Annotated in this window: 17 protein-coding genes, 9 tRNA genes, 1 riboswitch and 1 other annotated feature; of the genes, 5 read left to right on the top strand and 21 right to left on the bottom strand. The window is 28.6% G+C overall.

Translation table 11 applies throughout. From position 1 onward, the window contains the following. Positions 1-167: 167 nt before the first annotated feature. A complete protein-coding gene (ispF, locus tag GOM42_RS12825) occupies positions 168-638 on the top strand; it encodes a 2-C-methyl-D-erythritol 2,4-cyclodiphosphate synthase (protein ID WP_003457926.1) in 471 nt (156 codons plus the stop codon). 175 nt (positions 639-813) lie between these two features. Here the strand turns inward: ispF and GOM42_RS12830 are convergent, their stop codons facing one another. From GOM42_RS12830 to GOM42_RS12860, 7 genes are all read right to left on the bottom strand, one after another. Beyond that, positions 814-2127, bottom strand: a complete 1314-nt coding sequence (locus tag GOM42_RS12830; RefSeq protein WP_003457854.1) for a Na+/H+ antiporter NhaC family protein — start codon at positions 2125-2127, stop codon at positions 814-816. 99 nt (positions 2128-2226) lie between these two features. Beyond that, positions 2227-2391, bottom strand: a riboswitch (SAM riboswitch). A 73-nt stretch (positions 2392-2464) separates the two neighbouring features. Continuing rightward, the gene (locus GOM42_RS12835) at positions 2465-3307 is read right to left on the bottom strand and encodes a pyridoxamine kinase (RefSeq protein ID WP_252597666.1); all 843 of its coding nucleotides are present in this window, start codon (positions 3305-3307) and stop codon (positions 2465-2467) included. A 134-nt stretch (positions 3308-3441) separates the two neighbouring features. Beyond that, positions 3442-3517 (bottom strand) — tRNA-Lys (locus GOM42_RS12840). Between the two features lie 44 nt (positions 3518-3561). Beyond that, positions 3562-3635: transfer RNA gene (locus tag GOM42_RS12845), tRNA-Gly, on the bottom strand. Positions 3636-3700: 65 nt separating this feature from the next. Beyond that, a tRNA-Gln gene (locus tag GOM42_RS12850) sits at positions 3701-3775 on the bottom strand. A 3-nt stretch (positions 3776-3778) separates the two neighbouring features. After that, positions 3779-3855, bottom strand: a tRNA-Arg gene (locus GOM42_RS12855). A gap of 125 nt (positions 3856-3980) precedes the next feature. Then, on the bottom strand, positions 3981-4673 hold the full coding sequence (locus GOM42_RS12860) for a hypothetical protein (RefSeq protein WP_003454455.1): 693 nt from the start codon (positions 4671-4673) through the stop codon (positions 3981-3983). A 189-nt stretch (positions 4674-4862) separates the two neighbouring features. On the opposite strand from GOM42_RS12860, the gene GOM42_RS12865 reads away from it, so the two are divergent. Further along, positions 4863-5267 (top strand): HNH endonuclease signature motif containing protein, encoded by a 405-nt coding sequence (locus tag GOM42_RS12865; RefSeq protein ID WP_003454383.1) that lies wholly within the window; start codon positions 4863-4865, stop codon positions 5265-5267. Between the two features lie 58 nt (positions 5268-5325). Here GOM42_RS12865 and GOM42_RS12870 read toward each other — a convergent pair whose 3' ends face one another. From GOM42_RS12870 to GOM42_RS12895, 6 genes are all read right to left on the bottom strand, one after another. Continuing rightward, positions 5326-6735 carry an SGNH/GDSL hydrolase family protein gene (locus GOM42_RS12870; RefSeq protein ID WP_003467540.1) on the bottom strand — a complete coding sequence of 470 codons (1410 nt, stop codon included), beginning with the start codon at positions 6733-6735 and terminating at the stop codon, positions 5326-5328. Between the two features lie 301 nt (positions 6736-7036). Continuing rightward, a tRNA-Lys gene (locus GOM42_RS12875) sits at positions 7037-7112 on the bottom strand. Between the two features lie 18 nt (positions 7113-7130). Then, positions 7131-7204: transfer RNA gene (locus tag GOM42_RS12880), tRNA-Gly, on the bottom strand. A 5-nt stretch (positions 7205-7209) separates the two neighbouring features. Next, positions 7210-7284 (bottom strand) — tRNA-Gly (locus tag GOM42_RS12885). Positions 7285-7301: 17 nt separating this feature from the next. Beyond that, positions 7302-7375, bottom strand: a tRNA-Gly gene (locus GOM42_RS12890). Positions 7376-7380: 5 nt separating this feature from the next. After that, a tRNA-Leu gene (locus GOM42_RS12895) sits at positions 7381-7464 on the bottom strand. A gap of 237 nt (positions 7465-7701) precedes the next feature. Beyond that, positions 7702-7921, top strand: a binding site (T-box leader). 81 nt (positions 7922-8002) lie between these two features. Between GOM42_RS12895 and thrS the strand changes: the two genes are divergently transcribed. Beyond that, the gene (gene thrS / locus GOM42_RS12900; protein ID WP_003457830.1) at positions 8003-9934 is read left to right on the top strand and encodes a threonine--tRNA ligase; all 1932 of its coding nucleotides are present in this window, start codon (positions 8003-8005) and stop codon (positions 9932-9934) included. A 468-nt stretch (positions 9935-10402) separates the two neighbouring features. Here thrS and GOM42_RS12905 read toward each other — a convergent pair whose 3' ends face one another. The 5 genes from GOM42_RS12905 to glmS form a co-directional block, all read right to left on the bottom strand. Beyond that, entirely contained in the window at positions 10403-12097 is a 1695-nt protein-coding gene (locus tag GOM42_RS12905; protein WP_003457828.1) for a M3 family oligoendopeptidase, read from the bottom strand. Positions 12098-12192: 95 nt separating this feature from the next. Next, on the bottom strand, positions 12193-12771 hold the full coding sequence (locus GOM42_RS12910; protein ID WP_004459316.1) for a 5-formyltetrahydrofolate cyclo-ligase: 579 nt from the start codon (positions 12769-12771) through the stop codon (positions 12193-12195). A gap of 225 nt (positions 12772-12996) precedes the next feature. Continuing rightward, on the bottom strand, positions 12997-13809 hold the full coding sequence (locus GOM42_RS12915; protein WP_003462312.1) for a class I SAM-dependent methyltransferase: 813 nt from the start codon (positions 13807-13809) through the stop codon (positions 12997-12999). A gap of 213 nt (positions 13810-14022) precedes the next feature. After that, positions 14023-14193, bottom strand: a complete 171-nt coding sequence (locus GOM42_RS12920; RefSeq protein WP_003454473.1) for a hypothetical protein — start codon at positions 14191-14193, stop codon at positions 14023-14025. Positions 14194-14212: 19 nt separating this feature from the next. After that, complete coding sequence (gene glmS, locus GOM42_RS12925; protein ID WP_003457837.1) at positions 14213-16045, bottom strand: glutamine--fructose-6-phosphate transaminase (isomerizing); 1833 nt, start codon at positions 16043-16045, stop codon at positions 14213-14215. Between the two features lie 791 nt (positions 16046-16836). On the opposite strand from glmS, the gene GOM42_RS12930 reads away from it, so the two are divergent. Then, positions 16837-17361 (top strand): ferritin-like domain-containing protein, encoded by a 525-nt coding sequence (locus GOM42_RS12930; protein WP_003457864.1) that lies wholly within the window; start codon positions 16837-16839, stop codon positions 17359-17361. Positions 17362-17510: 149 nt separating this feature from the next. Here GOM42_RS12930 and glmM read toward each other — a convergent pair whose 3' ends face one another. Continuing rightward, a complete protein-coding gene (gene glmM, locus GOM42_RS12935; RefSeq protein ID WP_003457908.1) occupies positions 17511-18857 on the bottom strand; it encodes a phosphoglucosamine mutase in 1347 nt (448 codons plus the stop codon). A gap of 472 nt (positions 18858-19329) precedes the next feature. Here glmM and GOM42_RS12940 point away from each other — a divergent pair, with 472 nt between their 5' ends. Continuing rightward, complete coding sequence (locus GOM42_RS12940) at positions 19330-20622, top strand: DUF349 domain-containing protein (RefSeq protein ID WP_003457833.1); 1293 nt, start codon at positions 19330-19332, stop codon at positions 20620-20622. A gap of 260 nt (positions 20623-20882) precedes the next feature. On the opposite strand, the gene GOM42_RS12945 is transcribed toward GOM42_RS12940, so the two are convergent. Both GOM42_RS12945 and GOM42_RS12950 read right to left on the bottom strand, forming a co-directional pair. Then, positions 20883-22286 (bottom strand): HAMP domain-containing sensor histidine kinase, encoded by a 1404-nt coding sequence (locus GOM42_RS12945; RefSeq protein WP_003457838.1) that lies wholly within the window; start codon positions 22284-22286, stop codon positions 20883-20885. Further along, on the bottom strand, positions 22267-22959 hold the full coding sequence (locus GOM42_RS12950; RefSeq protein WP_003457897.1) for a response regulator transcription factor: 693 nt from the start codon (positions 22957-22959) through the stop codon (positions 22267-22269). Before GOM42_RS12950 ends, GOM42_RS12945 begins: the two co-directional genes overlap by 20 nt. Between the last annotated feature and the right edge of the window lie 87 nt (positions 22960-23046).

Below are 23046 nucleotides of genomic sequence, written 5' to 3' on the forward strand. Positions count from 1 at the left end.
TAATTAAAACATATAAAGATTTTAATCTTATAAAGCTATATTTTTGTTACAATTAAGTTTAATTTTCTTTAATAGCTATTGATGCTTTGATAACATAACAGAATTATATATAATTAAACCATAAAAATAAATTTTCATTGAAAAAATAAATCTAAGAGGTGATAAAAATGAGAATAGGAATGGGATATGATGTTCATAAATTAGTTGAAAATAGAGATTTAATATTAGGTGGAGTAAAAATTCCTTATGAAAAAGGACTTTTAGGCCATTCAGATGCTGATGTATTATTACACGCAATAATGGATTCACTATTAGGAGCAGCGGCTTTAGGAGATATAGGAAAGCATTTTCCAGATACAGACCCTAAATACAAAGGTGCTGATAGCATAAAACTTCTAGAATTTGTAGGTGAACTTTTAAATAAAAATAACTATAAAATATCAAATATAGATGCAACTATAATAGCTCAAAGACCAAAAATGGCTCCTCATATACCTACTATGAGAGAAAATATAGCTAAAGCATTAAATATAGACTTAGATCAAATAAATGTTAAAGCAACTACTGAGGAAGGACTTGGTTTTACTGGTTCTGGAGAAGGAATCTCATCTCAAAGTATTTGTCTTTTAGTAAAATAAAAAAATAGGCCCAATTAATAAAACTTACAAACATATCTTGAGAATTATTAAATATCCTCTTCATATTGTTTGTAAGTTTTATTTTCTATAGCCTATCTTTTTTTACTTTATACTAAAATTTATTAAACCCCTTTTATATAAATCCCCTTTTTAACGCTTATTGCTTTTTAATATTTTATTCAACTGCTATAGCATTTAACTCCCCACTTTTTTCAGCACTTTCTTTCTTTTGGAAAAATGCTATGAATGCTATTGCACTTATACCCATTAAATATGGATAGAATAAAAATTTCATTATTTCAAATGAACTTAATCCAGTTAAAGCCGCCGCTGACATTAATTGTGCTCCATATGGAATTATTCCCTGAACTGCACAAGAGAACATATCTAATATTCCTGCAATTCTTTTTGAATCTAAGTTATATTCATCTGAAATATCCTTTGCTAAAGGTCCAACTGTAACTATAGCAATAGTATTATTTGCAGTACATGCATCAACTAAGCTTACTAATAATCCAATACCAAATTCAGCCCCTTTTTTGCCATTGATTCTCTTAGTAACTAAGTTTAATACATAGTCTATACCACCATTTTCTTTTATTATTTCAACAATTCCCCCAATTATTATTGAAATTAATATAAGTTCACTCATTCCCCCTATACCAGTTGATATTGAAGTAAAGAAAGTCTTTAAATCTAAAGATCCTGTAAAGAATCCAATTGCTCCAGCTAATACTATCCCACCTGATAATATAGCAATTACATTAGCCCCCATTAATGCAGCTATTAAAATACCTAAGTAAGGAATAATCTTAATAAAATTATAATCGTATTGGCCTACTGATGTATTAGCCCCACTTCCTAAGAATGTATATATTACAATTACTAAGATAGCAGCTGGTAATATAACCTTAAAGTTTATTTTAAACTTATCCTTCATTTCACATCCTTGAGTTTTTGTTGCTGCTATTGTTGTATCAGAAATCATTGATAGATTGTCCCCAAACATAGCTCCACCTACTACTGCCCCAACTATAAGTGGTAATGCGATATTAGTCTTATCTGAAATTCCCATTGCTATTGGAACTATAGCAGCTATTGTTCCCATTGACGTTCCTAAAGATATAGCTATAAATGATGATATTATAAATATTCCTGCTACTAATATATTTTTAGGTAATATTGTTAGCCCTAAATTTACTGTAGATTCTACAGCCCCCATATTTTTAGCAACCTCTGCAAAGGCACCAGCTAATATAAAGATTAAGCACATTAAAATTATATTGCTATTACCAGCCCCCTTACAAAATATCTCTATGTTCTTTTCAAGTCCTCTTTTTCTATTTGTAAATATTCCAAATAAAACTGCAATTATTCCTGGAACTAAAACAGATACAGAGTAGAAATCTTTCATTACTAATGAAGTTCCCAAATAAATCGATACAAAAATTATTAATGGTAATAATGCTGAAAACTTTCCTTTTTTCATTTTCTCTCCTCCTAATCTATTTAATAAATCTATCCTTTATCCTACAAAATAAAAAAACTCCTATCCTAGGATAGAAGTTATTATTCTTACAGACTCTCTTTCTTATCTCTCAGTTTCTACCGCAGGATTTAGCACCGCTATAAATCTTTGCATGGGAAATTACTACTGATTTTTCTCATTTTAAAATTAGCATTGTTTTAACCGCAAAGAATTACCGGTTGCTGGGTTTCACAGGGCCAGTCCCTCCACCTCTCTTGATAAGATTTATTAAATTTTGTTTTTTTAATAGTATCATTCTAAAATTACTTTGTCAATTTATTTTTTTGACTTTAATAATTTATTTACTTATTAATTTATATAACAAACTTTCAAGTAATATTCCTTCATTTGGAGGATAATCAAACTTTTCGCTATATTCTATAGCTTCTGCAATAAAATTACATGACTTCTCCAATGCTTTTTCAATACTTTCCCCTCTTAATATCCATCCTATTAGCAATGAGGCAAAAGCATCACCTGTTCCACAATAAAAAGCATTTATTCTTTTATGAGAATAGGTGTAAAACATTTTTTCTTCTCTATCATAGAGTACAGTATCAATATATTCATTTCCTCTTGAACTTGTTACACTTGTTATTATACTTATTTTAGGTCCTAAATTCCCTAGACCTACTAAATATTCTTTTATCTCATCTTCATTTAGAGATTCTTTATATTCTTTTCCTAAAAGAAAAGAAGCTTCTGTAATATTTGGAGTGATTATATCTGTACTTTTTATTAAAGTTCTCATTTCTTCAATCATTTTTTCACTCATACCATCATAAAGCTTACCATTATCAGCCATAACAGGATCTATAACTACTAAAGTATTCTCTTCCTTAAAATCTTCTATAAATCTTTCAACAAATTTAACTTGATTAGGATCAGCTAAATATCCACTATATATGCATTGAAAATTTAAGTTAAGTCTTTTCCAATGATCTTTGGTTTCATATATAAAATCACTTAAATCTCTAATTGCTGGTTTTCCAAATCCATCTGTATGTGTTGACAATACTGCTGTTGGAAGTGGACATACTTGATTTCCCATTGAAGATAATATAGGTATTATTGTTGCTAATGCTGCCCTCCCATAGCATGAAATATCATGAATAGCAGCAATCTTATTCATAGGTTTCATTTCTATCTCCCCTTAAAAATCTGCTTTTAAATAAAATTCTTATTAACTAGTATTATATTAATTTAATTTTTTTATATCAAATGTACCCATACTTTTATGTAAAATAAAAAAAGCATCGCTTATAAAACGATGCTTGGTGCACCATCAGGGATTCGAACCCTGGACTCCCTGATTAAGAGTCAGGTGCTCTACCAACTGAGCTAATGGTGCATATTGTATTTTTTAAAATAATTTTACAGTAAAACTTTAAAAAATGGAGCGGGTACCGGGAATCGAACCCGGGTATCCAGCTTGGAAGGCTGGTGTTCTACCATTGAACTACACCCGCTTAGTATGTTTATATATTAACATACTGTTAATATGCTGTCAAGTTTTTAAACCAAGTTAAAAAACTGGCTGGGATAGCAGGATTCGAACCTGCGAATGACGGAGTCAAAGTCCGTTGCCTTACCGCTTGGCGATATCCCAGTATGGTGTACCTTAAGGGATTCGAACCCCTGACCCACGGCTTAGAAGGCCGTTGCTCTATCCAGCTGAGCTAAAGATACAAACTTGAATCAACAAAAATTATTATACATAGTTATTTAAAAAATGTCAACATTTTTTTCAATTTATTTTATATTTTTATTAGTACTAAGCAATTTCAATTTTAAAATATCAAGAAAATTTAATTTTATACAATATCTTCTAAGTGTTTAAATAAAACTTTTTTAAATTTTTCCTCATCTTCTTTATTCTTATGAGCATTTTCACAAACTTTAAACCATTCTTCTGTAGTCATTCCTATAGTTTTTTCATATGAATCCTCACTATCTGTTTGAAGATTAGTTTCTACTACAAACTTTCCTAGCTCTTCAGCACTGCCAAAAGCTTTTAAGTATAAAAACTCATCATCATTTCCAAGCCAGTTATTATTAAATCTACTACAGAATATTTTTATTTTCCTCATTCCATTATCAGCACTTAACCCTTTTAATTTTCTTAATGCTACAATGTCATTTTTCATTTTTTCTTTTTCTTCTTCTGTTGATTTTCTATTTATCATAGAAATTATTTTTTCTACATCAATTGAAGGTATATGAGTTATTAATTTCTTTTTCCCTTCAACCCACTTATAGTATGCTTCTGGCATAAATACATACTCTATAAATTCTATTAATCTGTTAAAGTTAGGTACCATAACCCAAACATTTTGAAATCCAACTTTTCTATTGAATATTACATAATGTAGGTATTTCGTATCTTCAGTTATAGGTTCATCCTTAAACATTCTTCCTTTTAGGGTTTCATTTTTTGTTATTAATTCCCTCCAAAATTTCTCGGGATTTTCTTCTATCTTTGATCTTCTATGAAATAAGTTATGCATCTCAAAACCCCCTCATATCCTTTATATTTTAATTATATTGCTAACTTTTTTTAACAGCAAAGTGTAAAAAATACTAAATTCCTTTGTATACCTTAATCTTTATCTGAAAAGCTCCGTTATATTGATTAAACTGTTTTTTTATGCTATTTTATTACTATAAATGGGTATTAAAATGTTAAGGAGGATTATATGTCTTATTATTGTGAAATTTGTGGTGATTATGCAGATGTTCATCACATAGTTCATAGGTCAGAAGGCGGTTTAGATTTTAAACTTAATTACAAGTATTTGTGTAAAAAACATCACAGGTCTAAAATAGGCCCCCATAGAGACAAAGTTATAGATTTAAATTATAAACTTGAAATGCAAAACAACCTAAGAGAACTCTTTATAAAAAGTTTTTACACTGGTAATGACATAAAAATTATGTTAGGTCTTACCCCTGGTTCTTTAAAAAAATTAACTAAGAACCTAAAACTTTATAAAGAAGGATACTCTAGTGATGATTTAATATTTAATCTCATGGGAAGAAAAGTTTATTCAGAAGAATATATAGAAGATTTCATATTGCAAAAAGCAATAAGTTGTATATAGAAAGCTGTATCAAAGCTACTTCAATTTTGATGCAGCTTTATTTTTATTAATTAATATACTAAAATTTTTCTATGGTAAAACCACATATTAAACTATTATGATCATATATTCTTAAATCCTTAAAAATTTTCTTAGCTATTTCTAAATGTCCCCTATGATTTGCTCTTCCTTCTACTAACCATGATTCTATAAGCTCTTTTTGAACTTTGCTTAACCTATCCCAATACTCATAATTATCTATTAAGAATATTTCCTCTTCCTTAGAAACCTCTCTTATAACTTTTACATACCCTTCTATATCTCTTCCATTTTTTATTGGACTTTGTAATATAGGTATTGAGTTTATATTTTTAACCTTGCTTACTATATTAACTAAATTATGTTTAAATTCCTCTGGATTAATTTTTTCATTTCCTCCAATCATAATAAAAACAGCTTTAGGATTATATTTTGATACTAAATCTTCGAAGTTATTCATTAAATATTCTGAATTAACTTTTTCTGTACCAAAATTAATCATAAATTTTTCCCTTTTATTTATGCTTCCATCATTTAATTCCCATCTAATTCTCTCTTCCACATATTCAACATAATTTTTATAACCAAAGGTATCTCCTGTACCATTTGTATATCCATCCCCTAAAAACACCCATATACCCTTTTCATCTTCATTTATTAAATTTGTTATAGCTTCTAAATTATCATTTAAATTTTCTTTAGTATATTTAATTAATTCTTCTTGTGAAGGATTTTTATTACTTATGGTATTAAGAATTTCTTTGTTACACTTATTATCAACTTTTCTTTGAAGATAATTTTCTGCTTTTATTGGATAACTTAAATTACAGGTATAACTTTCTTCTTCAAAAATATCTAACTCCTTAAAAATAAATTTAACTATTTCTAAATGCCCCTTTTCATTAGGATGTATCAAATCACTAAGAAGCTCATTTTTAATATTAGAATTTTCTTTTTCTAAGTCCTCCCAATGACTATAATGATCTATTAACATTACATCATTTCCTCTAGCAACCTCTCTAAGAATATCCATATAAAATTTAAGACTTTTCCTACTTAAATCCATTTTTATTATGTTACTTGTTTGAAGGATTGGTATTGCTCCAATTCCTCTAACTTTATTAATAAGTTCTAATATATTTTTTCTATATTCTTCTAAAGGAACAATTTCATTTGATGAATCATTCATTCCAAGCATTATAAAAACAATATCAGGGTCACATATATCTACACAGATATTAAAATCTCTTATTATATCTCTAGTTGTAGCTCCTGAAACACCTGTATTAAAAATTATAATATTCTCTTTAACAATATTGTTTTTAAACTTTTCTTTTAATCTTTCTCTAAAGTGTTCTGTATAACTTCTATATCCTTTAGTATGAAGTGGCCCATGAGTTATGCTATCTCCAGTAAAAACAATATTTAGCCCCTTATCTCCTTCAATCATTATAATACCCTCTTTCTTATTTCCTTCTAACTTTAGTTTATATACCTTTTTACCTAAAAAATTAATATTTATTAAAAACTAAATTTTTATAAAATACTTAAATCTTTTGTAGGTTACTATTTAATTAATAATATCCCCCTATATGTTTATTAATTAAAGAATATTAATATGTTTAGAATTTAAGAGTTATAAAAGAAATACTTCTTTATTTAATTTTAATAAAAAAAAGACTTCAATAAAATTATGAAGTCTTCCAAAAAAATCTCTAAAAACAAAAAAGCATCGATTATAAATCGATGCTTGGTGCACCATCAGGGATTCGAACCCTGGACTCCCTGATTAAGAGTCAGGTGCTCTACCAACTGAGCTAATGGTGCATATTATATTTTTTAAAATGGAGCGGGTACCGGGAATCGAACCCGGGTATCCAGCTTGGAAGGCTGGTGTTCTACCATTGAACTACACCCGCATAAATGGAGCGGAAGACGGGACTCGAACCCGCAACTTTCACCTTGGCAAGGTGACACTCTACCATTGAGTCACTCCCGCATATTTTTATATTAATTTGGAGCGGGTACCGGGAATCGAACCCGGGTATCCAGCTTGGAAGGCTGGTGTTCTACCATTGAACTACACCCGCATAAGTGGTACAGGTGAAGGGAGTCGAACCCCCACGCCGTAGGCGCTAGATCCTAAGTCTAGTGCGTCTGCCAATTCCGCCACACCTGCAAAACTATGTTTTTATTATAATATTTTTCAAATTCTATTTCAAGATTTTTTTGCAAATTATTTTCTAAAAACTTTAATTAACTTAATAACTTTTTTGAATTAAAATTTATAATATTGAGAACTTATTTCCACCTAAACCCTTATAATATCTTATATTCCAATTAGAATTTATTTTTATTTTATCCATTGACATACAAAAATAATAAACTTATAATCTAAAGTAAATATTATAAATTTATTAACACAATGAAGAGACGAGTAAACTTTGGTACATTTTCAGAGAGAAGGTACAGTAGCTGTAAGTACTTTTAAATGGAATTAGTTGAAGACTACCTCTGAGTGACTCTAATCCAGTCCGTCATAATCACGTTACGATTAATTTTAAGTGGTACTTTATTTTTAATTATTAAAGTACAAATTGGGTGGAACCACGGGAATATACACTCTCGTCCCTTTTCTATATTTAGAAGAGGGATGAGAGTTTTTATTTTATATGAATGAAAATTAAAAGAAATTTATTTTGAAAGGAGAAATTAATATGATAAAAATTACACTTAAAGATGGTTCAATAAAAGAAGTTGAAGCTGGACTATCAATTTTTGAAATAGCTCAAAGCATAAGCCAAGGACTAGCTAGAAATGCTTGTTGTGGTATATTAAACGGAAAAGTTGAGGACTTAAGATTTATAGTTAATGAAGATTCTTCATTAGAAATCTGTACTTTTGATTCTAAAGAAGGTCAACATGCTTTTAACCACACTGCTTCTCATGTATTAGCAGCTGCAGTTAAAAGATTATTCCCTCAAGATAAATTAGCTATAGGACCATCAATAGATAATGGTTTCTATTATGATTTTGATACTGAAAAACCATTCTCTGCTGACCAATTAAACAAATTAGAAGAAGAGATGAAAAAAATAATAAAAGAAAATCCTGAAATAAAAAGATTTGAACTTCCTAGAAACGAAGCTTTAGAACTTATGAAGGATGAACCTTACAAAGTTGAACTTATAAATGATCTTCCAGAAGGTGAAGTAATTTCATTCTACCAAATAGGTGATTTTGTTGACCTTTGTGCAGGACCTCACTTAATGGCTGTTAAACCAATAAAAGCAGTTAAATTATTAAGATCTACTGGTGCTTACTGGAAAGGTGACGAAAAGAACAAAATGCTTTCAAGAGTATATGGAACTGCTTTCCCTAAGAAATCAGAATTAGATGCTTATTTAGAAGCTTTAGAAGAAGCTAAGAAAAGAGACCATAATAAATTAGGTAGAGAGCTTGGAATCTTTACTACTGATGAAAATGTAGGTCAAGGTCTTCCATTATTAATGCCAAAGGGAGCTAGAATAATCCAAACTCTTCAAAGATGGATAGAAGATGAAGAGCAAAGAAGAGGATATGTTTTAACTAAAACTCCTTTAATGGCTAAAAGCGACCTTTACAAAATTTCAGGACACTGGGATCACTATAAAGATGGTATGTTCGTTTTAGGTGATGAGGAAAAAGATAGTGAAGTATTTGCTTTAAGACCAATGACTTGCCCATTCCAATACGCAATATATAACTCAACTCAACACAGTTATAGAGACTTACCAGTAAGATTTGCTGAAACTTCTACTCTATTTAGAAATGAATCTTCAGGAGAAATGCACGGTCTTATAAGAGTAAGACAATTCACTCTTGCTGATGGACACATAGTATGTACTCCAGAGCAATTAGAAGATGAATTCAAAAATACTGTTGACTTAGTTAAATACGTTATGGAAACTTTAGGAATAGCTGATGATATTACTTACAGATTCTCAAAATGGGATCCAAACAATACTGAGAAATACATCAATGATCCTGAAGCTTGGGAAAATACTCAAAATATAATGAGAGAAATATTAAACCACTTAAATATAGACTTTACTGAAGCTGATGATGAAGCTGCTTTCTATGGTCCAAAACTTGATATCCAATTCAAGAATGTTCATGGAAAAGAAGATACAATCATCACTATCCAAATAGACTTCGCTTTAGCTGAAAGATTTGGAATGTACTACATCGATAAAGATGGAGAAAAGAAACGTCCTTACATCATTCACAGAAGCTCAATTGGATGTTATGAAAGAACACTAGCAATGCTTATAGAAAAATATGCAGGTGCTCTTCCAACTTGGATAGCTCCAGTTCAAGCTAAAGTTCTTCCTTTATCAGATAAATATGCTGATTATGCAAATGAAGTTGTTGAAGAATTAAGAAGAAGAGGAGTTAGAGTTGAAGCTGACCACAGAGCTGAAAAAATCGGTTATAAAATAAGAGAAGCTAGATTAGAAAGAACTCCTTACATCTTAGTTGTTGGAGAAAAAGAAGCTGAAAACAAAGAAGTTTCTGTAAGAAGCAGAAAGAACGGTGAAGAAGGTGCTATGCCTTTAGCTGACTTCGTAAACAGAATAGTTCTTGAAATAGCTAACAGAGAAAACTAAGAAAATACAAAGTCTAATTAACTAAAAATATAAATATATTCTGAGGATTAATGTATTTCACTAAGAATTTATAGTAATCATTCCAAGAAATTTACTAAAGATTGAAAACTAGCTTCGCGTCGAACATTCAATCTTCTTAACGCAAATTTCTTTCCATGATTACTTAAATTCTAAAGTTCATACATATATCCTCTTCATACTATTTATATTTTTAATAAGCTTATATTAATAACATTTTAATTTATAATCAAAAAAGAACTTGGAAGTATTCCTATGAAATCCATAAGGAATACTCCAAGTTTTTTTATTTTAAAAGAAATATTAATTTAAAATATTAAGCAAACAAATCTATACTAAATAAGATTAATAATATTTTATAGTTATTATTAATTTTGATAAATTTAATCTATATTCATAATAAACTTACTTAATCATACTCTAAATAAATCATAAATTTTGTTTTAAAAACTAAAATTTGCTGTCGTCTATGCTTTCTAAGTATTCATCCACTACTCCTACTACACTTTCAACACATCCATTTTCAAATGGTGATTTTAAGTTAGCATATTTTAATAAGCCTAAGAATGTCTTAGTTCCACCTATGTTACATAGATTTAAATAATCTTCCCATGCTTTTTCATGATTTTCTCTATCTTTTTTCCAGAATTGAAGTGCACATATTTGAGCTAAAGTATAATCAATGTAATAGAATGGTGATAAGAATATATGGTTTTGTTGGAACCACCAACCACCTCTTTCTAGGAAATCACATTCATCGTAGTTTTTATGTGGAAGATATTTTTTCTCTATTCTTCTCCATGCATCTTTTCTTTCCTTTGGTGTACATTCTGGATTTTCATATACAAAGTGTTGGAATTCATCAACTGTTACTCCATAAGGAATAAATTTAATGGCATCTCCTAAGTGATAGAATTTATATTTATCTGTATCTTCTTTAAAGAATAAATACATCCAAGGCCAAGTAAAGAATTCCATACTCATTGAGTGTATTTCACAACTTTCCATAGTTGGCCATTGACACTCTTGCATTTCTATCCAAGAACTTCTAAAGTTTTGGAATGCATGGCCAGCCTCGTGAGTTAATACATCTACATCCCCAGCTGTTCCATTAAAGTTTGAGAATATAAATGGAGCTTTATAGTTAGGGAAATTAGTACAATATCCTCCAGCTGCCTTTCCTTTCTTAGCAACTAAGTCCATTAAATCATTCTCAACCATAAAGTCAAAGAATTCTTTGGTTTCCTTTGAAAGCTCTGAATACATTACCTTTGCATTTTCAACTATCCACTTTGAATCTCCCTTTGGAGTTGGATTCCCACTTAAGAATTCAAATTTTTCATCATAATATTTTAAAGTTTCAAGTCCTAATCTCTTAGCTTGTCTTTCATATAATTTACTATCTATAGGAACTATAAACTCTTCAACTTGTTTTCTGAAGTTTTCAACCATTTCCTTATTATAGTCATATCTTCTCATTCTTACATAGCCTAATTCCACAAAGTTATTAAAACCAAGCTTTTTAGCTATTTTTGTTCTTACCTTTACAAGTTTATCAAAGATATCATCTATTTCATCTTCATGCTTCACAAAGAAGTTATATTTAGCTTCTGATGCTCTTTTTCTAACTTCTCTATCCTCTGATGTTACAAAAGGAACTAATTGTGCTAAGGTTCTTTCCTCTCCATCAAATTCAATTTTAGCTGAAGCAATAAGTTTTTGATATTGACTACCTAATTTATTTTCAAGTTGCATATCCTCTATTACTTCTTTTGAAAAACTCTTTTGAGAATACTCTGCCTCTTTTATTATAGTTTCACCATAATAATCACCTATTTGATCCTTAAATGGTGAACTTAATAATGCTTTATAGAATTCATTATTAACTTCTTCAATAAGAGGAGAATTTTCATCCCAGAAATCACTTTCTTCATTATAGAATTCATCCTCAGTATTTATTGTGTGTCTAACTTCTGATAAGGCCATCATAGTTGATGTATTATTTCTTATCTTATTTATTTTTCCTATTACTTCTTTAGCCCCATTAAAGTCCTTTGCTTCTTCTAACTCTTTTATAAAAGATCTAATATCTTCTCTATCTTTTTCTATATTAGGTCTTTCATATTTAAAATCTTCAAATTTCATTGTTTACCCCACCTCACAATTATATTTTATATAATTCTGACATAAGTAAAATTTATTATCAATAAAGTAAAATTATCAAAAATATTATTTTACTATTATGATTTTTTTAAACTAATAATTTTCTCTTCACTTATTATTAAATCAACCTTCTCATCAAAGAATTCATGTGGAATTTCATCAAAAACTTGAAAATCATAACATAAAGCAACTCTCTTACTATTAGGGTATTTACTTAAAAATCTATCGTAAAATCCTCCCCCATATCCTAATCTATTTCCCTTTAAATCAAAGGCTAAACCAGGTATTATAATTAAATCAACTTCCTCACTTATATCTTCACATTCAATGCTTGGTTCTAATATTCCAAAGGCACCACTTTCATTTAATTGAAGTAAAGATTCTATTTTCAAAGCCTTCATTTGTCTTTCTTTTAAACTAACAGGAATAACTTTAGGAACTGCAACTTTTTTATCTGAAACTAATAATTCTTTTATTATCTCAACTGTATTTACTTCAGAGTCCATATTTACATATATAAATACAACCTTACTATTCTTATATATATCACTTTCCAAAAGAGTTTTTCTTATTTTTTCATCAGCCCTTAACTTAGTATCTCTATCTATATTTTCTCTTTTTAGCTTAATTTCTTTTCTTAACTCTCCCTTATCCATATGAAATTCCTCCTCATAGACTTTTAATAATTTTACCATATTCTGTATTGCAATACTATATAAATACACTTAATATTCTTTTCGTATAAATGCATCATAATAAAAAATAATGTGCTGTATCAAAATATAATAATAAAACTTACAAACATATTCCGAGAATTACTTCTTCATACTGTTTGTAAGTTTTATAAAAATCTATTTTGATACACGACCAAGTCTATTAAATTATTTTCTAGCTACTATTGTAAAAGTCTTTGGAATCCCTTTATCAAAAACATCACTTGATAAATTAGGCTCCTCTGTTAAACTTTCTATCTTAAGTCCAGTATTAGCAACGGCAGTTACTATTTCTCCTAAATTCCACTTACGTAAAAATACTTTTTCTACTTCTCCTTCTTCTAAGTATTTTGAGTAAGCAACTTCTTTTTCCTCTAATGAAGTATCAAAGTAATCTCCTGTAACCTTATGTTTTCTTACCTTTGCTGTAGAACCCCTTGAAGTTATTAGTTTAGTTGATACTGGATGAAAATCTCTTAATACAGCTTTCCCTCCATCCTTTAATAAACTATGTATAACATTCATAAAAGGAGATAAATCTGAGAAATAATGAAGTATTCCCATCTCTGCAAATACTATATCATAATCTCCACTCATAACTTCTTTAGGCATTTTTAAAACATCACTTAGAATGAAGTTAATCTTTACTCCGCAAGCCTCAGCTAAATCTAAAGCATATCTTCTATTTCCTTCTGAGAAATCCACTACAGTAACATCTGCCCCTAATAAAGCTAATGCAACAGCCTTATTTCCATTAGAGCCCATAAGATTAAATATCTTCTTTCCTTTAACATCTCCAAATTTATCTAACAAAACATTTAATTTTTTCTCAGGCATAGATTTAATTTTCTCTGCTGCTTCCTTAGCAGTTCCAAATCTCTTTACCCAAGCATTGTATGTCTCTTTATTCCAAGCCTCTTCATTTTCATTTATACATACTTTTTTATCTTCTAAAATATTATTTTCTTGAAATTTTTCCACTGTAAATACCTCATTAATTAATATTAGCTTATTCCTCAGAATTATGAGGTTTTAGCGAAAGTATTATACTTCAATAAAAATCATTTTTCAATATATTTTTCACTAAAAATAAGGAGTGTTTAAAATCACTTTATAGCATTTTAAATACTATTTTAATGATTTAAACACCCCTAACACATATAAATAAGGTTAAAATTTTAAGCTAATTTTATATTAAATTCTTTCAGCACCAATTGCTGCTTCTAAATCTCTTATTATTACATTTACTATATCTAACTTACCCTTAGCATAGTCTTTCTCTTCTAACCAGTTTAACCCTGTTTCAAGGCACTTTTTAGTTTCCTTATACTCTGCTAATAATTTTAATAAACTCTCATTATTCATATTCAAAATCCCCCTTTTTTTATTCAACAGTTACTGATTTAGCTAAGTTACGTGGTTTATCAACATCAAATCCTTTAGCTTTAGCTACATAGTATGAGAATAATTGTAATGGTACAACACTTAAAACTGGTGATAATAAGCTTAATGTTTCTGGTATTTCTATTAATCCTTCAAACATTTTTCTCTTACTTTCTTCCATGTCACCTTTAAAGCAAACACCTAAAACGTTAGCTCCTCTTGTAACAACTTCTTGAACATTACTTATCATTTTATCCATAAGCTCTCTTTGAGTTAATAATGATACTACTGGAATATCTTTTTCTATAAGAGCTATTGGTCCATGTTTAAGTTCTCCACCTGCATAAGCCTCTGAGTGAATGTAAGAGATCTCTTTAAGTTTTAATGATCCTTCCATTGCAACTCCATAATCCATACCTCTTCCTAAGAAGTATAAATCTTTTTCTGTAGATGCTTTAACTGCAAACTCTTTTATTAAATCTGTATTTTTAAGGATTTCTTCAACTTTTTCTGGTAATTCAAGCATTGCTTTTTTGATTTCCTCAATTTCTTCTACTGATTTGCTTCCTTTTAATTCAGCAAAGTGTAATGCTAATGTGTACATAGCAATTAATTGAGTTACATATGCTTTTGTTGATGCAACAGCTATCTCTGGACCAGCCCATGTATATAATACATCGTTAGCTTCTCTTGAAACTGAGCTTCCTACTACGTTAGTTACAGCTAACACTCTTGCACCTTTTGCTTGTCCATCTCTTAAAACTGCTAAAGTATCTGCAGTTTCTCCTGATTGGCTTAATACTATTATTAAAGTTTTATCTGTAATAACAGCATCTCTATATCTAAATTCTGAAGCTATATCCACTTCTACTGGTATTCTAACTAATTTTTCTATAGCGTATTTTCCAATAACTCCAGCATGGTAAGCTGTTCCACAAGCAACTATATATACTCTATCAACATTATCTAAATATTCTTTAGTTATTGATATATCATCTAAAGTTACTTCTTTTCCTTCCATTATTCTTGAAGTCATTGTATCTTTTATAGCTTTTGGTTGCTCGTTAATTTCTTTTAACATGAAATCTTCATATCCACCTTTTTCAGCAGCATCAACATTCCATGTTATATGATAAACTTCTTTTTCCACTGGATTTTTTTCTTCATCAAAAAGAGTAACTCCATCATTTGTTAATACTACAAACTCTTTATCTTCTAAAAGATAAACTTCTCTTGTATGATTTAAAACTGCTGGGATATCAGAAGCTATGAAATATTCTTTTTCTCCTAATCCAACTATTAATGGACTATCTTTTCTTACAGCTACTAATTTTTCTGGCTCATCATTACATATAACTCCAATAGCATATGAACCTTCCATGTGTTTAGTAGCTTCCATAACTGCATCTAATAAATCACCTTTATAGTAGAAATCTACTAAGTTTGGAATAACTTCTGTATCAGTTTCTGATTTGAATTCATATCCTTTTTCCATTAACCAGTTTCTTAATTCATTGTAGTTTTCAATGATTCCATTGTGAACTACAGCTATTGTTTCTTTATTATTTAAATGAGGATGTGAGTTAACATCTGATGGTTCTCCATGTGTAGCCCATCTAGTATGTCCTATTCCGATTCCACCCTCTATTGGATTTTCATTTAACATTCCTTCTAGGTTTGCTAATCTTCCTTTATGCTTTTCAGCCTTTATCTTATTATCTTCTAAAACTGCAACTCCTGCTGAATCATATCCTCTATACTCTAATTTTGATAATCCTTCAACTAATATATCTGTTGCCTTTTTCTGTCCTACGTATCCAACTATTCCGCACATATTATTTTCTTCCTTCCCTTTTGTAAAATTATATTCTAACTTTCAAAATAAGCTTTATATAACTTCTTACTGCATAGAAGGTTTGAAACACCCAATTGGCTTTGTCCTTAAAATCACTTTTAAGCTTTAACCAATCTTTTACGGTAGTGCTTTACCGTGGGGCATCCGCCGAAAATTCGATACTCCCCAACCTCGTCAACTTAAATTTATTAAGAATCTTAATAAGCATTTTAATCTACTAAAGTTAAATTACTTATTAGTCTATCAATAAAACTTTAAGTTCTGGCGCTTTAATCTATTATTTTGAAAGTTAATATATTCTATGCATCATCTTTCTAAAAAGCCACAAACTTATTCTAACACTTTTTTAAAAAAATTCAAGCTTTTAAAGCTTATTTCAGTTCATTTTTAGTTATTTTCATTTATTTTTAAGAAATATTTTTAATTATCTGTCTATACCTCTATATTTCTTTTGTTTAATATATTAATGTATAGTTGTATAGACATCTATAGTATTTGATTTTAAAATTAACTTTTTAAATTCCATATTATAAAAGAAATTTTTATATTTATTTCTTTCATTTTTAACTTCAAAGTATAATTAGTGTATAGACGCTTTCCATTGTTTAAAATTTCTCAGTAAAAAAGCTAACTTATTTATAGTAATTAATTTTTATACTTTAATTTCTTATAAAAAAATCTTGGAATAAGTAAATATCTATCTTTAACTGTTCCTTTTCCTAGGAAAAATCATATTATAAATACTATAAAAATAATTTAGGAGATTTTTTATGAGCTATACTACAGAAAAGCAACCTCAAGGAAAAGCCTTGGATATAAAAGGATTTTTAAGGGAAGCTTTAATCTCAGAAATAGTTGCCATCAATGGTTATAGTAAACATATAGATGAAATTGCTTTAGTGGATATAAAAGAATTATTACATCACATAATGGAAGATGAAAAAAGACACTATGGTCAATTTTTAGAAGCTCTCAGAAGATATGATAAAGAGGAATTTGAAGTCTATGTAGAATCAGTTGATCATGTAGAAATAAAAGACAAACCTTTAAAGAAAACATATCACGAAAATAAAAAATTAACTGCTTATAGTATTTTAAATAAAATTCGAGATGATATTAAAGGAGAATACGAGGCCATATTACTCTATGATGATTTAATAAATAAAATAGAAGATAAATGCCTTGTTAAAATGATAAGAGATATAACTAAGGAGGAAAAAGAGCATGTGGAGGAACTTACCCTTGCTTTAATGAGACTTGATTCAGATAAGTATGGACCAATTGAAGATAATTAATATAACTTTTAATAATCAAATAAATAAAAATATTTTAAATCATAAAAAGCTATAAATAACATGAATAGTTTTAAATAAAATTATCATGTATTTATAGCTTTTATAATTCTATGGTTTTATATAAGACTTTTATAGTTTAATATAATATATTAATTACATTTTGCTTCTATCATTTTTGCTAAGTTATGAGCCATTTCATCTATTTCAGCTTGATTTTCACCTTCAAGCATAACTCTTACTAATGGTTCTGTACCTGATGGTCTTATTAATACTCTTCCGCAACCATCTAAAGCAGCTTCCATTTTCTTAATTTCAGCTATTATTTCTTCATCTTCTTCATGAATATTTTTCATGTTATTAGGTACTTTTGCGTTAACTAAAACTTGTGGTAATACCTTCATTACATTTTTTAATTCAAATAAAGATTTTCCAGTTCTCTTAACTATGCTAGCTACTTGAAGTGCAGTAACAAGTCCATCTCCAGTTGAGTTATGATCTAAGAATATGATATGACCGGATTGTTCTCCACCTAAAGAATATCCTTTAGCTAACATTTCTTCTAATACATATCTATCCCCAACTTTTGTAACTGCAGTATTTATTTTTTCATTCTTACAAGCTATCATTAGTCCTAAGTTACTCATTACAGTTACAACTAGAGTATCATCTTTTAATCTACCTAATTCTTTTAAGTATTTAGCACATATTGTTAAGATGAAATCTCCATCAACTAAGTTTCCTTGCTCATCAACAGCTAAGCATCTATCTGCATCTCCATCAAAAGCAAATCCCATATGACATTTTTTCTTAACAACATATTCCATTAATTCTTCTGGATGAGTTGATCCACAATTTTCATTTATATTAGTTCCATCTGGATTATCATTTATTACAAATATTTCTGCTCCTAATTCTCTGAAAGCTCTAACAGCAGCTTCGTGAGATGCACCATTTGCACAATCTAAAGCTACTCTTAATCCTTCTAAAGATATTCCTATTGTATCTTTAGCAAAGCTTATATAATCTTCTAAAGCAGCTTTTTCTATTATTTCTCTTCCTAAATTAGCTCCTGTTGGTGAAGGTACATTTTCAAAACCACTTTCTATAACTCTTTGTATTTCATCTTCTAAATCATCTGATAATTTATATCCCTTATCATCAAAGAATTTTATTCCATTATATTCAACTGGATTGTGTGAAGCTGATATCATAACTCCAGCATCTGCTCCATATACTCTTGTTAAGTGAGCTACCGCTGGTGTTGGAACTACTCCTAAGCATACTGCCTCTGCTCCAACTGATAATATACCTGCAACTAAAGCAGCCTCTAGCATATCTCCTGATATTCTAGTATCTTTTGCTACTAATATCTTAGGTTTATGAGTTCCCTCTGTTAAAACATAAGCTCCAGCTCTACCTAAGTTATATGCTAATTCTGCTGTTAATTCAGTATTTGCTATTCCTCTAACTCCATCTGTTCCAAATAATCTTGACAATTTATGTCACCCCTCTAATAAATTTATATTATACTTATATTTAATTAAAATACCTATAATTTTGCTACTTAATTAATACTTTTTACACTTTCAAAGAATACTGTATGTAATGCTATTTGTCAAATATTAGTTATTAAAAATTTAAATTTTCTTTATATTTTATAGTCATTTTTTATGTTACCACATGAATAAAATATATTTATTACTAAAATATTATTTTTAGCTTGTTTTAGTTAACATTATTTTCACTAATTATTACATAGATTTATTTATATTAATATAATATATCATCAATATTAGCATATACTTGAAACTATAAAGGTAATAAATTTATGTCTATTTAAAGAGCTATAAATTTTATATTTCTATATATCCTACATAAATATTGGTGAAAACATTTTAATTATGGACATAAGTCTCATTACGCCTTAAAATATTAATTGAGTGATATAAAAGAAAGGGGATAATTTACATGACAACTAATGAATCTAATTACATAGATGAAAATAAAAATCCTATAGAAACTGAAGATTTTGCTAAAGCTTTAGCTGCTGAAGAAGAAAATTCTTGTAAGAGAAAAAAAGAAGTAATTGAGAAAATAAGAAGCTTAGCAAAAAGTGCTCAAAATTGGAAAGAAGCTAATAAAGAATTCAACGCTCTTCTTGAAGAGTTTAACAATATTTATTACTATGACCAAGAAACTGAGAATACCCTAAAAAGTGAATTAAGAGAAGCTAAAAATGAATTCTATACTGCTAGAAAAGAATTCTTTGAAAAAGCAAATGAAGGTTTCAAAGAAAATGCTGAAAAGAAAGAAGATGTTATAAAAAGACTTGAAGCTTTAGTATATACAAGTGATATAAAAGCTTGCGATATGTTAGCTAAATCTTTATCTGAAGAATTCTATGCTATAGGCTTTGCAGGTAAAGAATTAAACACTGAATTATATGATAGATTTAAAAAGGCTAGAAATGCAGCTCAAGAAACTAGAAAAGCTGCTATGGAAGGCTTAAGAGAAGAATTCGGAAATAAAGCTGATAGAAAAAGAGAAATTATCTCAGAACTTAAAGCTTTAGTTAATAATGAAAACTGGAAAGAAGCTACTGAAAAGTTCAATGCTCTTTGCGATGAATTCAAAGGTATAGGTTTCTCTGGAAAAGAAGGAAATGAAGAAATTTCTCTAGGATATAAAGAAGCTAAGGATGCTTTCTTTGCTAAGAGACAAGAATTTTTTGATGCCCTAAAAGCTGAGAACAAAGTTAATATAGAAAAAAGAAAAGCTCTTATAGAAGAATTAAAGAAACTATATGAAAATGATAGTTGGAAAGAAGCTTCTGCTAAGGTTAAAGAAATAAGTGATGAATTCTTTAAAATAGGATTCTGCGGAAAAGAAGAAAATGAAAAACTTATAAACGAGTTTAAAGAAATAAGAGATGGTTTCTACGCTGCTAGACAAGAATATTTTGATAAGATAAATGCTGCTAGAGCTAATAAACAAAAAGATTTCTTAAACTCTTTACTTAAAAATAAAGATGAGTTTGTTAAAAAGCTAAAAAAATATATTAGCCAAGATGAAGAAAGACTTTCTGACTTTACTAACAGATTATTTAATGTTAGACCTGGAAACAATTCTTTAGAAACTATTGAAAAATACCAAGAAATAGTTGAAGATATCAAAGGTAGAATTGAAAGCAATAAAGCTAAAGTTAAAGAAGTTCAAAATGAAATGCATGAAATAAGAAATGAACTAAACAATTTAAAATAAAAATATAGGTTATTATATAGAAAAATATATTTTTTATATTATTCTATATTTTATTAACTTATAAATATTTAAAATACCCCTTAAGTAGATTTAAGAAAACCACCTTTTAAAATCTACTTAAGGGGTATATTTTTTACTAAACTATATAATTTAAACTTTTATAATCATATAATTCAAACTTTCGTATTAAATTATATAGTTTCTAAGTATCTTACTTATTTATATAGCATTATAAATAAAATTACTTTTCCATAAAATAATCATATATCTTCTTTAGGTAATATTATAGTAAACTTACTTCCTTCACCTAGTTTACTCTCTAACTTAACTTCTCCTCCATGAGAAGATACTATGGATTTAACTATGGTTAGTCCTATTCCTGTTCCTCCAGTAGCTCTAGTTCTAGATTTATCTGCCCTATAGAATCTTTCAAAGACATATTTTAAATCCTCTTCTGAAATACCTATACCTTGATCTTCTATTGATATTATAACCTTATTATCTTTTAATTTTTCTTCTATAAAAATAGTACTTCCCTCATTTGAATACCTAATAGCATTTGAAAGAATATTTACTAAAGCCTGTGTTATTTTATCCTTATCACAATATAAATTAATATTCTTTTTTTCATATTCTATCTTTATATTTTTGCTTTTTGCTAAATTAGAAAATTGAAATATTACAAAGCAAATTATATCACTTATATTCACATTATCCTTTTTAAGCTTAATAGAAGACTCATCATACTTATTTAACTTTTGCATATCACTTACTAAGGACGATAATCTTTCTGCCTCTTCCTTAACACTTAGTAACCTTTCCTCTGTAGGTTCCCATATGCCATCTATCATTGCCTCTAAGTGAGACTGTATATTTGTTAAAGGAGTTTTTAACTCATGAGAAATATCCCCAGTAAGTCTTTTTCTTATATTCTCTTGCTCTTTTATACTCTGTGAAAGATTATTTATGGAATTTATCAAATCATTTATCTCTAAAATATCTGTATTTATCTCAATTTTCTTGTCATACTCTCCTTTAGAGATATACTTCGCCTTTGTCATGAGCTTATTTATTGGTCTTGTTATGGATCTTGAAATTATAAATCCCATTATTGTAGATGCTAAAATAAGTAAAACTCCAATACCTAATATTATCTTATTTACTATATCCAGAAAAACTAATTCATTCTGCATATAAAATATAGGACCATAAAATTTTACCCTAACCTCTCCAATTTTTTCTCCACTCTTTATTAAAGGATAATACACAGGTTCAAATTGACTTGTTGTAGAGCCATATTTCCCTTCCATAGAACTTTTTATAAAATTCATAATTCTATTGCATTTATCCTTAGAGTTTTTTTCTATGTTCATTATTTCCTTATCTTCTTTATCATATAAAGCAACTATAATCCCTTTATCTAAGGAATTATAAGTTATCTTCTCTATATTCTTATAATTCCACTCATTATCGGAATATTGTTCACTTAGCTCCATCAAAATGTTTTGTACTGTATTCTGATTTTTAATCATAATATAGTCACCAAACTTTTTATCAAAATAAAATTTAGATATGACCACAGTAAGTAAAGTTACAATTATTATGATAACTATAGATGGAACTATAACCTTAAAATTTAAACTTTTATATTTTCTTACCTTCAAATTTATATCCCACCCCATATACAGTTACTATGAATTTAGGTTTTCTAGTGTTTTCTTCTATTTTACCTCTTAAATTTTTTATGTGAGAATCTATAACCCTATCAAAGCTATCACTTTTATCCCCTAATACTAACTCTATTATTTCGTCTCTAGTAAATATTTTCTTTGGATAGCTACTTAGGCAAAGAAGTATATTAAACTCTGTTGATGTTAGAGTTATTAATTCATCTCTAACCCATACTTCTCTTGTATCTACATTAATTTTTAACTCTCCATTATTAAAGACTAAAATATCACTTCCCTCATTAGGACATGGTGTGCTTCTTCTAATAATAGCTTTTATTCTAGCAATCAGTTGTTTCACACTAAAAGGTTTTGTAACATAATCATCAGCTCCAATATCAAAGCCTTCTAATAAATCCTCTTCCTCAGTCTTAGCTGTTATCATTATTATTGGAACACAACTCTTTGCCCTAATAACCTTACAAACCTCTTCTCCACTTAAATCTGGAAGCATAAGATCTAAAAGAATCAAATCTATTTTATTGTTATCAAATATTTTTAAAGCCTCTTCTCCATTACTACAAGAAAAAACACTGAAACCTTCTTTTTTCAAATAAGCTTCTAATACCTCAATGATTTTTTCTTCATCATCAACTAATAATATATTCAAACTTTCCACCTCTTATAAATAATTAGAATTTTCATTAGTTATATTTAAACTAAAAACTATATAAATAATATGTAGAATTATAAGCTT

Source organism: Clostridium sp. 16K-1-R1 (genome assembly GCF_023921145.1).
Lineage (GTDB): Bacteria > Bacillota > Clostridia > Clostridiales > Clostridiaceae > Sarcina > Sarcina perfringens.